Annotated in this window: 10 protein-coding genes; 7 read left to right on the top strand and 3 right to left on the bottom strand. The window is 66.0% G+C overall.

What is annotated here, in order from left to right; genetic code table 11:
• Positions 1–144 precede the first annotated feature (144 nt).
• The 6 genes from AC1EJR_RS18435 (at position 145) to AC1EJR_RS18410 (ending at position 10,453) form a co-directional block, all read left to right on the top strand.
• Positions 145–717, top strand: a complete 573-nt coding sequence (locus tag AC1EJR_RS18435) for a shikimate kinase (RefSeq protein ID WP_092299352.1) — start codon at positions 145–147, stop codon at positions 715–717.
• Positions 714–1,820: a 3-dehydroquinate synthase gene (gene aroB / locus AC1EJR_RS18430; RefSeq protein ID WP_477147364.1), complete on the top strand. Its 1,107-nt coding sequence runs from the start codon at positions 714–716 to the stop codon at positions 1,818–1,820. Before AC1EJR_RS18435 ends, aroB begins: the two co-directional genes overlap by 4 nt.
• 52 nt (positions 1,821–1,872) lie before the next feature.
• On the top strand, positions 1,873–3,009 hold the full coding sequence (locus tag AC1EJR_RS18425) for a deoxyguanosinetriphosphate triphosphohydrolase (protein ID WP_477147363.1): 1,137 nt from the start codon (positions 1,873–1,875) through the stop codon (positions 3,007–3,009).
• An 81-nt stretch (positions 3,010–3,090) separates the two neighbouring features.
• The gene (locus tag AC1EJR_RS18420) at positions 3,091–3,822 is read left to right on the top strand and encodes a transposase (RefSeq protein ID WP_477113528.1); all 732 of its coding nucleotides are present in this window, start codon (positions 3,091–3,093) and stop codon (positions 3,820–3,822) included.
• Positions 3,823–4,200: 378 nt separating this feature from the next.
• Positions 4,201–8,868: a glutamate synthase-related protein gene (locus AC1EJR_RS18415; protein ID WP_477147377.1), complete on the top strand. Its 4,668-nt coding sequence runs from the start codon at positions 4,201–4,203 to the stop codon at positions 8,866–8,868.
• 121 nt (positions 8,869–8,989) lie between these two features.
• Positions 8,990–10,453: a glutamate synthase subunit beta gene (locus AC1EJR_RS18410; protein ID WP_477147362.1), complete on the top strand. Its 1,464-nt coding sequence runs from the start codon at positions 8,990–8,992 to the stop codon at positions 10,451–10,453.
• 346 nt (positions 10,454–10,799) lie between these two features.
• On the opposite strand, the gene AC1EJR_RS18405 is transcribed toward AC1EJR_RS18410, so the two are convergent.
• From AC1EJR_RS18405 to AC1EJR_RS18395, 3 genes are all read right to left on the bottom strand, one after another.
• Entirely contained in the window at positions 10,800–11,135 is a 336-nt protein-coding gene (locus AC1EJR_RS18405) for a DUF1493 family protein (RefSeq protein WP_477147361.1), read from the bottom strand.
• Positions 11,135–11,566, bottom strand: coding sequence for an STM2901 family protein (locus tag AC1EJR_RS18400; protein ID WP_477113527.1), 432 nt, complete (start codon positions 11,564–11,566; stop codon positions 11,135–11,137). The genes AC1EJR_RS18405 and AC1EJR_RS18400 overlap by 1 nt, the downstream gene beginning before the upstream one ends.
• 145 nt (positions 11,567–11,711) lie before the next feature.
• Positions 11,712–12,236 carry a GNAT family N-acetyltransferase gene (locus AC1EJR_RS18395; protein WP_477105956.1) on the bottom strand — a complete coding sequence of 175 codons (525 nt, stop codon included), beginning with the start codon at positions 12,234–12,236 and terminating at the stop codon, positions 11,712–11,714.
• A 195-nt stretch (positions 12,237–12,431) separates the two neighbouring features.
• Here AC1EJR_RS18395 and AC1EJR_RS18390 point away from each other — a divergent pair, with 195 nt between their 5' ends.
• Positions 12,432–13,553 carry a tripartite tricarboxylate transporter substrate binding protein gene (locus tag AC1EJR_RS18390; protein WP_092299324.1) on the top strand — a complete coding sequence of 374 codons (1,122 nt, stop codon included), beginning with the start codon at positions 12,432–12,434 and terminating at the stop codon, positions 13,551–13,553.
• Positions 13,554–13,597: the final 44 nt, after the last annotated feature.

Here is a 13,597-nt window from a genome sequence, read left to right as displayed (position 1 = left end):
GCCGCGTGATGTATTGTCATCACCTGTTTTGCGAAAGTCCCGGCCGGGGCGATAATGCGAAGCCGCCAGGCACCACGCCTGCTTGACCTCGATACCCCAGTGACCGCGCAAGCCACTCGCCCGAATCTCTTCTTCGTTGGCCTTATGGGCGCCGGCAAGACTACCGTCGGCCGCACCGTGGCCCGGCGTCTCAACTACCCGTTCTTCGACTCCGACCATGAGCTCGAGGCGCGTTGCGGCGTGCGGATTCCGATTATTTTCGAGCACGAGGGCGAGGCGGGCTTCCGCGACCGCGAGGCGCACATCATTGCCGAGCTGGCTTCGCGCCAGGGCATCGTGCTGGCCACGGGCGGCGGCGCCGTGCTGCGCCCGGAGAACCGCGAGGTGCTGCGCGCCAATGGCACCGTGGTCTACCTGCGCGCGAGCCCGCACGACCTGTGGCTGCGCACCCGCCACGACCGCAATCGCCCGCTGCTCCAGACCCAGGACCCCAAGGGCCGGCTCGAGGCGCTGTACGCCGAGCGCGACCCGCTCTACCGCGAAGTGGCGGATTTCATCATCGAAACCGGCAAGCCGTCCGTGGCACAGCTTGCTAATATGGTTCTGATGCAACTTGAGATGGCCGGCTTTGTGTTTCCGCCCGCGGAAGCCATCCCGGACGGCGATGCGGCCACGCCCGCGGCGCCGGACCAGCCGGCGCAGGACACCCATTCATGATTACGCTTGAAGTCGACCTCGGGACGCGCAGCTACCMGATCCATATCGGTGGCGGTCTGCTCGACCGCGCCGAATTGCTGGCGCCGCACGTGCGCGGCCAGCACGCCGTCATCGTCACCAACGAGACGGTCGGCCCGCTGTACGCCGCCCGGGTGGAAGCCACGCTGGCCGCGCTCGGCAAGACCGTGCGCGTGGTCACGCTGCCGGACGGCGAGCGTTTCAAGCATTGGGAAACCCTGAACCTGATCTTCGATGCGCTGCTGAGCGCCGGCGCCGACCGCAAGACCACGCTGATCGCACTCGGCGGCGGCGTGGTGGGCGACATGACCGGGTTTGCCGCCGCCTGCTACATGCGCGGCGTGCCGTTCGTGCAGATGCCGACCACGCTGCTGGCGCAGGTGGATTCCTCGGTGGGTGGCAAGACCGGCATCAACCACCCGCTCGGCAAGAACATGATCGGCGCGTTCCACCAGCCGAACGCGGTGATCGCCGACATCGACACCCTGCGCACCCTCCCGGCCCGCGAGCTGGCGGCCGGTCTGGCCGAGGTCATCAAGCATGGCGCGATTGCCGATACGGCCTACTTCGACTGGATCGAGACCCATATCGCCGGCCTGAACGCCTGCGATACCAGCCTGATGGCCGACGCCGTGCGCCGCTCCTGCGAGATCAAGGCCGCCGTGGTGGCCCAGGACGAGCGCGAGGGCGGCCTGCGGGCGATCCTGAACTTCGGCCATACCTTCGGCCATGCCATCGAGGCGGGCATGGGCTACGGCGAGTGGCTGCACGGCGAGGCGGTGGGCTGCGGCATGGTCATGGCTGCCGACCTGTCGCACCGGCTGGGCTTCATCGATACCGAGACGCGCGCGCGCATCCGCGAGCTGACCCGGGCGGCCATGCTGCCCGTGGTGGCGCCGGAACTCGGCATCGACCGCTATATCGAACTGATGAAAGTGGACAAGAAGACCGAGGCGGGCAGCATCAAGTTCATCCTGCTGAAGAAGCTTGGCGATGCTTTCATCACCACCGTGCCCGACGCGGACCTGCGCGAGACGCTGCGCCACGCGACGTTGAAACCCCCAACCGAGGCACCGGTCGCCTGAACCCGCGATCGGCCATGCCTTGCAACCCCAAGCCCCGCCACCGGATTGCCGCATGACCGACCTCGAATCCCACCTCGCCCCGTACGCCGCCCACTCGTCGCAGTCGCGGGGGCKGGTGCATGCCGAACCGGCGTCGTCGTCGCGCAGCGAATTCCAGCGTGACCGCGACCGCGTGATCCACAGCACCGCGTTCCGGCGCCTGGAGTACAAGACCCAGGTGTTTGTGAACCATGAGGGCGACCTGTTCCGCACCCGGCTCACGCACAGCCTGGAGGTGGCGCAGATCGCCCGGTCCATCGCCCGCAACCTGCGCGTCAACGAGGATCTGGTCGAGGCGATCTCACTGGCGCACGACCTTGGACACACGCCGTTCGGCCATGCCGGGCAGGACGCGCTGAACCTCTGCATGAAGAACCACGGCGGTTTCGAGCACAACCTGCAGAGCCTGCTGGTGGTGGACGAGCTGGAGGAGCGCTACGGCGGCTTCAACGGCCTGAACCTGACGTTCGAAACGCGTGAGGGCATTCTCAAGCATTGCTCGCGGGTCAACGCGGCGGCGCTCGGGGAGCTGGGGCGGCGCTTCTTGGAGGGCGCGCAGCCGTCGCTGGAGGCCCAGCTGGCCAATCTGGCCGATGAGATCGCGTACAACAACCACGATATCGACGATGGCCTGCGCTCGGGGCTGCTGACGCTGGAACAGCTCGACGAAGTGCCGATGTGGGGCCGCCACCGGGCGGAGGTCACGGCCGCATTCCCGGGCATCAATGGCCGGCGCGCCATCAATGAGACGGTTCGCCGCATGATCAACACGCTGATCGTCGACCTGATCGAGACCACCGGGCGCAATATCGCCGCAGCCAACCCCAAGAATATCGATGCGGTGCGCGCCGCCGGGCCGCTTGTCGCCTTCAGCCCCAAGGTCCACGAGGAGGCCGCGGCGCTCAAGCGCTTCCTGTTCCGTCATCTATATAGGCACTATCTGGTGATGCGGATGTCCGCCAAGGCCCAGCGGATCATTTCGGACCTCTTCGGGGCCTTCATGCAGGACTCCCGCCTGTTGCCGCCGCAGTACCAGGCCAGCCATGGCGGCGACCAGCCGCGCCTGATTGCCCATTACATCGCCGGGATGACGGACCGCTACGCGATTCGCGAGCACCGCCGGATCTTCGCCGTCAGCGAGAGCGACTGATCCCGCCACGTCCCCGAATTAAATGGGGACGGATCAGGCTATCATGCGGGGATTGCTGATTCACGTTCCTCGAATCCCCCGATGGCGCGCCTTTCCCGATTCTCCCCAGCCGGCTTTCCGGCGCTCGTGTTGCAACGCGGCAACAATCGTCAGCCCGTGTTCCTGGGCCCGGACGACTACCTCCATTACCTCGATTGCCTGCGCATGGCCGCGCGCGAGCATGAACTGGCCGTCCATGCCTACGCGCTGCGCCCAAACCATATCCATCTGGTGGCCACGCCCAAGGGGCCCGATTCCCTGAGCCTGGCGATGCAGGCCGTCGGCCGCCGCTACGCGCGGCACTTCAACCGGGTGGCCAATCGCACCGGCACGCTCTGGGAAGGGCGCTTCCGCTCGGCCGTGATCGAACCCAATGCCTGGCTGCTGCCGGCCATGCTCTATGCCGAAGGCAACGCGCTGCGTGCCGGCGAGGTGATGACGGCCGAAGCCGACCGCTGGAGCAGCTACCGCCATCACGCCGGCATCGAGTCCAGCCCGCTTGTGAGCGATCACTCTGCCTACTGGGAGCTTGGCAACACGCCTTTCGAGCGCCAGTCGAACTATCGCGCGCTCACTGCCGAAGGGCTGTCCGGCAAGACGCTCGCCACACTGCGCAAACATGCCCATAGCGGGTGGCCGCTCGGCAACGAAGCCTTCCTGGCGCATCTGGAGCGTCACGCCACGCGGCGCGTGCAGCCGTTGCCGAAGGGCCGGCCGCGCCGCGCCAGCGAGGAAGATCTCGACGAGGCTCCGGCCACCGATGCACCAGCCTGAAGAACAAGTGCGCAAAAGTTAATGTGTCCCCATTAAAAATGCGCCCTGAACCGGGGCGATTTTTAATGTGTTCTGACCCCATTTAAAATTTTTGCGATACATTCCCGATTCTCATATAGTTGCTCCACCCACAGTCATTGTGCGGCGCGTCACGCTCGTGTACGCCGCTGCGGTCCCGCTGCCTGCCATCCGCCCGTCAAAGAGGCGCCTGCATCCAGCCACCCCCGTTCGGTCTGCCTTGCCGCGCGCGCTGCCTTCACCGGAATTCAGCCCGTGGACCACTCGCAACACCCCGCCGATCCCATCGATACCGCCGCCCGCCCGCAAGCGCAGGGCCTCTATGACCCGGCCAACGAGCATGACGCCTGCGGCGTCGGCATGGTTGCGCACATCAAGGGCCGCAAGTCGCACGAGATCATCTCGCAGGGCCTGAAGATCCTCGAGAACCTCGACCATCGCGGCGCCGTGGGTGCCGACAAGCTGATGGGCGACGGCGCCGGCATCCTGATCCAGATCCCGGACCAGTTCTACCGCGAGGAAATGGCCAAGCAGGGCGTGACCCTGCCGCCGAACGGCGAGTACGGCGTGGGCATGATCTTCCTGCCGAAGGAACACGCCTCGCGCCTGGCCTGCGAGCAGGAGCTCGAGCGCACGGTGCGCCTGGAAGGCCAGGTCGTGCTGGGCTGGCGTGACGTGCCGGTGGACTGCAACATGCCGATGTCCCCCACGGTGCGCACCACCGAGCCGGTAATCCGCCAGATCTTCATTGGCCGTGGCCGCGACATCATGACCACGGACGCGCTGGAACGTAAGCTCTACGTCATCCGCAAGACCGCCAGCCACGCCATCCAGGCGCTCAAGCTCAAGCACGGCAAGGAATACTTCGTGCCGTCGATGTCGGCCCGTACCGTGGTGTACAAGGGCCTGCTGCTGGCCACCCAGGTGGGCGAGTACTACCTCGACCTGCAGGACCCGCGCGCCGTCTCGGCCCTGGCCCTGGTGCACCAGCGCTTCTCCACCAACACCTTCCCGGCCTGGGAGCTTGCCCACCCGTACCGCATGGTCGCCCACAACGGCGAAATMAACACGGTCAAGGGCAACGTCAACTGGGTCAACGCGCGCACGGGCGCCATCTCGTCGCCGGTGCTCGGCGACGACCTGCCCAAGCTGTGGCCGCTGATCTACCCGGGCCAGTCGGATACCGCATCGTTCGACAACTGCCTCGAACTGCTGACGATGGCCGGCTACCCGCTCGTCCACGCGATGATGATGATGATCCCGGAAGCCTGGGAACAGCACACGCTGATGGACGACAACCGCCGCGCGTTCTACGAGTACCACGCCGCCATGATGGAGCCGTGGGACGGCCCCGCCGCCATCTGCTTCACCGATGGCCGCCAGATCGGCGCCACGCTGGACCGTAACGGCCTGCGTCCGGCCCGTTTCTATGTGACGGAAGACGACGTGGTCGTGCTGGCCTCGGAAGCCGGCGTGCTGCCGTTCCCCGAGTCGCGCGTGGTGCAGAAGTGGCGCCTGCAGCCCGGCAAGATGTTCCTGATCGACATGGAACAGGGCCGCATCATCGACGACAAGGAGCTCAAGGACAACCTGGCCAATGCCAAGCCGTACAAGAGCTGGATCGATGCCGTGCGCATCAAGATGGACGAACTCGAAGCCAAGCCCGAGGACGTGGCCGCCGAGAAGAAGCCCGTGGCGCCGCTGCTGGACCGCCAGCAGGCCTTCGGCTACACGCAGGAGGACGTCAAGTTCCTGATGGCGCCGATGGCGCTGGCCGGCGAGGAAGCCACCGGCTCGATGGGCAATGACTCGCCGCTGGCCGTGCTGTCGTCCAAGAACAAGACGCTGTACCACTACTTCAAGCAGCTGTTCGCCCAGGTGACCAACCCGCCGATCGACCCGATCCGCGAGAACATGGTTATGTCGCTGGTGTCGTTCATCGGCCCGAAGCCGAACCTGCTCGAACTGAACAACATCAACCCGCCGATGCGCCTCGAAGTGTCCCAGCCCGTGCTGGACTTCAAGGACATCGCCAAAATCCGCAACATCGAGCACTACACCGGTGGCAAGTTCCGCGCTTATGAGCTGAACATCTGCTATCCGACGGCATGGGGCAAGGAAGGCATCGAGGCGCGCCTGGCGTCGCTGTGCGCCGAGGCCGTTGATGCCGTGCGCTCGGGCTACAACATCCTGATCGTGTCCGACCGCCGCGTCGATGCCGATCATGTGGCGATTCCGGCACTGCTGGCGACGTCGGCCATCCACCATCACCTGGTGGAGAAGGGCCTGCGCACGTCCGCCGGCCTGGTGGTGGAAACCGGCTCCGCGCGTGAAGTGCACCACTTCGCGCTGCTGGCTGGCTACGGCGCCGAAGCCGTCCACCCGTACCTGGCCATGGAAACGCTGGCCGACATGGCCACCGGCCTGTCGGGCGACCTGTCGCCGGAGAAGGCGGTCAAGAACTTCGTCAAGGCCATCGGCAAGGGCCTGTTCAAGGTGATGTCCAAGATGGGCATCTCCACGTACATGTCCTACACCGGCGCGCAGATCTTCGAGGCCATCGGCCTGTCGCGCGAACTGGTGCAGAAGTATTTCCACGGCACGCCGTCCAACGTGGAAGGCATCGGCATCTTCGAGGTTGCCGAGGAAGCCATCCGCCTGCACCGCGACGCGTTTGGCAACAACCCCGTGCTCGAGTCCATGCTCGAAGCCGGCGGTGAGTACGCCTACCGCGTGCGGGGCGAGGAGCATATGTGGACGCCGGATTCGGTGGCCAAGCTCCAGCACTCGGTGCGCGCCGATGACGGCAAGGGTGCCTACCAGACGTACAAGGAATACGCGAACATCATCAACGACCAGAGCCGCCGTCACATGACGCTGCGTGGCCTGTTCGAGTTCAAGGTCGATCCGTCGCGCGCCATTCCGCTCGAGGAAGTGGAGTCGGCCAAGGACATCGTGCAGCGTTTCGCCACGGGTGCCATGTCGCTCGGCTCGATCTCGACCGAAGCCCACACCACGCTGGCCGTGGCGATGAACCGCATCGGCGGCAAGTCGAACACCGGCGAAGGCGGCGAGGACGAGAAGCGCTACCGGAACGAACTGCGCGGCATCCCCATCAAGCAGGGCGATACCCTCAAGGGCCTGCTGGGCGACCACGTGATCGAGCGTGACCTGCCGCTGCAGGCAGGCGACTCGCTGCGCAGCAAGATCAAGCAGGTGGCATCGGGCCGCTTTGGCGTGACCGCCGAGTACCTGGCGTCGGCCGACCAGATCCAGATCAAGATGGCCCAGGGCGCCAAGCCTGGCGAGGGCGGCCAGCTGCCCGGCCACAAGGTGTCGGACTACATCGGCAAGCTGCGTTACTCGGTGCCGGGCGTGGGCCTGATCTCGCCGCCGCCGCACCATGACATCTACTCGATCGAGGATCTGGCACAGCTGATCCACGACCTGAAGAACGTGAACCCGGTGTCGGACATCTCGGTCAAGCTGGTGTCCGAAGTGGGCGTGGGCACCGTGGCGGCCGGCGTGGCGAAGGCCAAGGCCGACCACGTGGTGATCGCCGGCCATGACGGCGGCACCGGCGCTTCGCCGTGGTCGTCGATCAAGCACGCCGGCACGCCGTGGGAGCTGGGCCTGGCCGAGACGCAGCAGACGCTGATGCTCAACGGCCTGCGCAACCGCATCCGCGTGCAGGCTGACGGCCAGATGAAGACCGGCCGCGACGTGGTGATCGGCGCGCTGCTGGGCGCTGACGAGTTCGGCTTCGCCACGGCACCGCTGGTGGCCGAGGGCTGCATCATGATGCGCAAGTGCCACCTGAACACCTGCCCGGTGGGCGTGGCCACGCAGGATCCGGCGCTGCGCAAGAAGTTCCAGGGCAAGCCCGAGCATGTGGTGAACTTCTTCTTCTTCGTTGCCGAGGAAGCGCGCGAGATCATGGCCCAGCTGGGCATCCGCACGTTCGATGAGCTGATCGGCCGCKCCGACCTGCTCGACATGCGCAACGGCATCGAGCACTGGAAGGCGCGTGGCCTGGACTTCGGCCGCATCTTCTATCAGCCGGCGTTCGCCGCCGACGTGCCGCGCTTCCATACGGACGTGCAGGACCACGGTCTGTCGGTGGAAGCCGGCAAGGCGCTGGACCATGTGCTGATCGCCAAGGCGCGTCAGGCCATCGACAAGGGTGAGCGCGTGTCGTTCATCCAGCCGGTGAAGAACGTGAACCGCACGGTGGGCGCGATGCTGTCCGGCGTGATCGCCAAGCAGTATGGCCACGAGGGCCTGCCCGACGACACCATCCACATCCAGCTGCAGGGCACGGCCGGCCAGTCGTTCGGCGCGTTCCTGGCGCACGGCATCACGCTGGATCTGGTGGGCGACGGCAACGACTACGTCGGCAAGGGCCTCTCCGGCGGCCGCGTGATCGTGCGCACGCCGCACGAGTTCCGCGGCGACCCGACGCGCAACATCATCGTCGGCAACACGGTGCTGTACGGCGCCATCGCCGGCGAGGCGTTCTTCAACGGCGTGGCCGGCGAACGCTTCGCGGTGCGCAACTCGGGCGCCGTGGCGGTGATCGAGGGCACGGGCGACCACGGTTGCGAGTACATGACCGGCGGCACGGTGGTCGTGCTGGGCGGCACGGGCCGCAACTTCGCGGCGGGCATGTCCGGCGGCGTGGCCTACGTCTATGACGAGGATGGCCTGTTCGACAAGCGCTGCAACACGTCGATGGTGGCGCTGGAGGCGGTGCTCGCCTCGGCCGACCAGGAGAAGGGCCAGCCCAAGTCGCAGTGGCACAAGCAGGGCGGCAAGCGCGAGCTGGACGAGGTGATCCTGCGCAACCTGATCGAGCAGCATTTCCGCTACACCGGTTCGGAGCGCGCCAAGGCGCTGCTGGCGGACTGGACCACGGCGCGCCGCAAGTTCGTCAAGGTCTTCCCGACCGAGTACAAGCGCGCCCTGGGCGAGATGTACGCCAAGGAGCAGGCCGCCCGCKACAACGACCGCGAGGCGATTGCCGCCTGACGGCGCGCATCGGCCATCCCCACGAGACGGCGCCGCGCGGCATGCCCGCGGCGCCAACAAGATACTGACCCCACGCGAGGCCGGCCCCGCCGCCTCGCGCCAGCTAGACCAAGGACGCAACATGGGTAAGGCGACTGGCTTTCTCGAATTTCCCCGCCAGAACGAAGGCTATGAGCCGGTAGTCAAGCGTGTGAAGCACTACAAGGAGTTCGTCTTCGCGCTGTCCGACAGCGAGGCGAAGATCCAGGGTGCGCGCTGCATGGACTGCGGCATCCCGTTCTGCAACAACGGCTGCCCGGTCAACAACATCATTCCGGACTTCAACGACCTGGTGTACCGCCAGGACTGGAAGACGGCCATCGAGGTCCTGCACCAGACCAACAACTTCCCCGAGTTCACGGGCCGGATCTGCCCGGCACCGTGCGAGGCGGCCTGCACGCTCGGCATCAACGAGCTGCCAGTGGGTATCAAGTCGATCGAGCACGCCATCATCGACAAGGCCTGGGAAGAGGGCTGGGTGGCGCCGCAGGTGCCCGCGCACAAGACCGGCAAGACCGTGGCCGTGGTTGGCTCGGGCCCGGCTGGCATGGCTGCCGCGCAGCAACTGGCGCGCGCCGGCCATGACGTGACGGTGTTCGAGAAGAACGACCGCATCGGCGGTCTGCTGCGCTACGGCATCCCCGACTTCAAGATGGAGAAGACGCTGATCGACCGCCGCATCGAGCAGATGCAGGCCGAAGGCGTCACGTTCCGGGCTGGCGTGATGGTGACCGAAGGCGAACTGCCCGCCGGCATCGTGAACTACGCCCGCGAGACCATCTCGGCACAGTCGCTGATGGAGCAGTTCGACGCCGTGGTGCTGGCCGGTGGCTCGGAAGTGCCGCGCGACCTGCCGGTGCCGGGCCGTGAGCTGGCCGGCGTGCACTACGCGCTGGAATTCCTGATCCCGCAGAACAAGGAAGTGGCCGGCGACGCCCTGAACGACATCCGCGCGGACGGCAAGCACGTGATCGTGATCGGCGGTGGCGATACGGGTTCCGACTGCGTCGGCACGTCGAATCGTCATGGTGCGGTGTCGGTGACCCAGTTCGAACTGCTGCCGCAGCCGCCGGACGAGGAAAACAAGCCGCTGGTGTGGCCGTACTGGCCGATCAAGCTGCGCACGTCGTCCTCCCACGACGAAGGCTGCTCGCGCGACTGGTCCGTGGCCACCAAGGAATTCATCGGCGAGAACGGCAAGATCAAGGCCCTGAAGGCCTGCCGCGTGGAGTGGAAGGACGGCCGCATGCAGGAAGTGCCGGACAGCGAGTTCGTGCTGCCGGCAGACCTGGTGCTGCTGGCCATGGGCTTCACCAACCCGGTGGGCTCGATGCTGGAAGCCTTCGGCGTGGACACGGACGCTCGCAAGAACGCCAAGGCCTCCACCGAAGGCGACCGCGCGTACTACACCAACGTGCCGAAGGTCTTCGCCGCCGGCGACGTGCGCCGCGGCCAGTCCCTCGTGGTCTGGGCCATCCGCGAAGKCCGCCAGGCCGCCCGCTCCGTCGACGCCTTCCTGATGGGCCACACGGTACTGCCGCGCTGATTGCAGGCGTTCCAGGTAAAGAGCCCGCCCGGGGTTTCTCGGGCGGGCTTTTTGTTTTGTGGACGGGGTGGACTAGAGCGTCATGGTCCACGGTACAGCGGCGGCGGCGATCGTCAGCACCGCCATCCATCTCGCCGATGCGCGTCTCGCCCGGCATGCCATGCCGCTATCGCCAGGAAGACCATGGTTGCCAGGACCGCCTCGTTGCCTGAGGCGTCCTCGATTGCGCCACGCGGAATCGAGGGGGCCATCTCGTACATCCAGCTATACGAGTTGCCCGCTAGAGCCGCAAGGAGAAGCACTCCCCAGATGCAAGAAGCTTGGGCAAGCCAGCGGATCGCGGATMTCATGGCGTTTCCCAGGCGCCCGACTCGATCGCCCGTTCCAGCATGCCGACGGTCAGCGGCATCTTTTCGTACTTCAGACGAAGCTTCCGTGAGAACGGCATGGCGAGGATCTCGAGCAGGCTGAAGCCCTCTTCGCAGAAGTAACGCTGGAACGCATAGTCGCCACGCTMGATGCCGAAGTGCGTGAGAAATTCCTCCATGAAATCAAAGGCTTCGTCGCCGGTCAGGTCCAGATCGCGCTCAAGGCTGTCGGTGCGGGAAATGCGCTGGCCTTCCGGAAGGCCGGTGCTTTGCCGGATAAAGGCAGTAACTGCCGCAAGCGTGGCGTCTGTCATTAGAAGGCCCTGTCTTCGCTTTTGACCAAACGGTTGTACTGGCCCACTGAGTTAGCAGTGATGATGGCTACGTCTCGAGCGAAGAGTGCCCAGCCGAGAACCGGAACGGAGCGGCCGACGAAAGTGCCAAGGTTTCGCGTCATGAACACTTTGAGTTGTCTGACGCTCGCATTCGTGACAGTCGGCAAGATCCTTCGCTTCAGATCGTAATTCAGGTAGGTTCGCGCGAGTTTTGAAGCCACGGAGGTTCGCGGCGTGGCCCCGTGAAATTTACCTCGCGTGGGCACCCAGTTCTGGCCCGCCAGAATCGCTCCAACAGTAGCGAAATCTTCAATCCCAAGCTGCTTGCAGGTTTCGTCGATGGTGACCAGCAGGAACAATTCTCCGGGCGAAAGGTTTTCGTGGATGCCATCGCGATAAGTGTTGCCCATACGTAGATCTCCAACTCTGTTGAGCTGGAAACCGTATCGCCACACCGCCGGTGAAGAAATCGGACTTCATCGAGTTCCCGGTCGGGCTTGCTGCACGTCAAACACGCGCGACGCGCTTGCCACCGCCCACCCTGTCAGCCTCCCGTCAGCCGCCAAACCTACGCTCCATGAGGATTGCATCTGCGCCGTAGGCGGCCAGTTTTTGGGCATGCGGGGCGGCGTCGTGTGCGGTCAGCGGGGCGTACCCGATCCTGCGCCACCAGGCGGCGGCGGACTGTACAGCGATGAGGCGTGACGACGTCAGGCCCAGCGCGCGGGCCGGTTGTTCGGCGGCGGCGTAGAGGCGGGCGGCCAGGCCGGAGCCTTGGCCGGCGGGGGCCACGGCCATGTCGTGGATGAACCAGGTGAGGGGCGCGGCGGATGGCCAGTCGCGCGCCAGCACGCCGTCGAGCGGGGGCAGTGAGGCCTCCGGCCAGGCGTGGGTGAACAGGTAGGCGGCCAGCCGGCCTTCGGGCAGGGCGGCCACCCAGCAGGTTTCGGGCGACAGCGCGAGGCGGCTGGCGAGGGCGTCGGTGGATTCGATCAGCGTGGCGGCATAGCACTGCGCCTGGACGGCGAGCACGGCGGGCAGGTCGGCGGCCAGCATCCGCCGCAGGACAATTTCAGACATCGGGCGATTATAAAAGACCCATCCATTGCGCCCTGCGATCACCMATTGGGGTCCACCCGGCTATGGTTTACGTGGTCTGTGCCGTCCTGGGCATTGTTCGTACAATGCCCAAAAAACGATAACTAGAGACTGCCTCGAAATCCCTTTCAGCCGATTTGGTGCCATGACCTTTGTGTCGTGGTCCGGAGGAAATTGATGCCCGAAGTGCGCAAAAGGTCGCGGCTTTGGCGAGGTAAAACGAAGTTGCCAACACTCGCTGCCTCCCCGGCGGCTCCGCGCCGTTCCTGGCGGGCCGTCCTGATGCTGCCCGCCTTCCTCGGTGCGGCAGTGGCATTCGCGCAGCCTCCCGTCGGACTGGCCACCGCACAATTCGCCAGCATTCCCAATGGCAGCCGCCCCGAGTTGCTGAACCGTTCCGTGTCGTTCCCGGCGCGGCCCATCCGCATGATCGTGCCGTTCCCGGCCGGCGGCGTGGCCGATGCCACGGCGCGATTGCTGGCCGAGCGTCTCGCGGTGCGCCTGGGCGTGCCGGTCGAGGTGGACAATCGCCCCGGCGCGGCGGGCACGATGGCCGGCGATGTCGTCGCCAAGTCCAGTTCCGATGGCCATACGTTGCTGTTCCATCAGGCCAACATGCTGATCCAGCCCGGCCTGGAGCCGGTGCCCTACGACGTAGTGCGCGACTTCACGCCCGTGGCGCGCGTGGCCACGATGCCGCTGTTCCTCGTGATCGATGGGCGCCTGCCGATGCAGACGCCGCAGCAATGGGTCACGGCGGTGCGGTCGAGCCCGGGCTCCTATAGCTATGGCTACGGCCAGCCCGGCAGCCCGTCCCAGTTCTATGCCGAATACGCCGTGCGCGGCATCCCGAGCGGCGTGCCGCTGGTGACGGCCAAGGGCGAGGCTGCCGTGGTCCTCGAAATGCTCGCCGGCCGGATCAGTGCCTGCTTCTGTTCGTATACAGCCGTGCAGAACCACGTGCGCAGCGGCGCGCTGCGCCTGCTCGGCGTGACCGGCGGCCAGCGCTCGCCGCTGGCGCCACAGGTGCCCACGCTGCAGGAAGCGGGTGTGGATGGCTATGGCGCCACCGCCTGGTATGGCGTGATGGCACCGGCCAAGACGCCGCGCGCCATCGTCGCCCGCCTGGCCACGGAGCTGGACAACGTCACCAACGAGCGCGAAGTGCGCGCGCGGCTGATGGCGTCCGGGCTCACGGCGGTGCGCGATTCGCCGGAGGCGTTCGCCACGGCCATCCGCGCCGACACCCTCCAGTGGCAGATGCTGGTGCGCCAGTCGACGCAGGGCGGGGAGCCCTGACCGGCCACTATCCGGCGATTTGTTCCATTTCGGGAACACTGTTG

This window comes from Cupriavidus sp. 05T42, from assembly GCF_056396345.1.
Note: the sequence above shows the minus strand (reverse complement) of the source record. Positions and strands in the feature narration are given on the sequence as shown.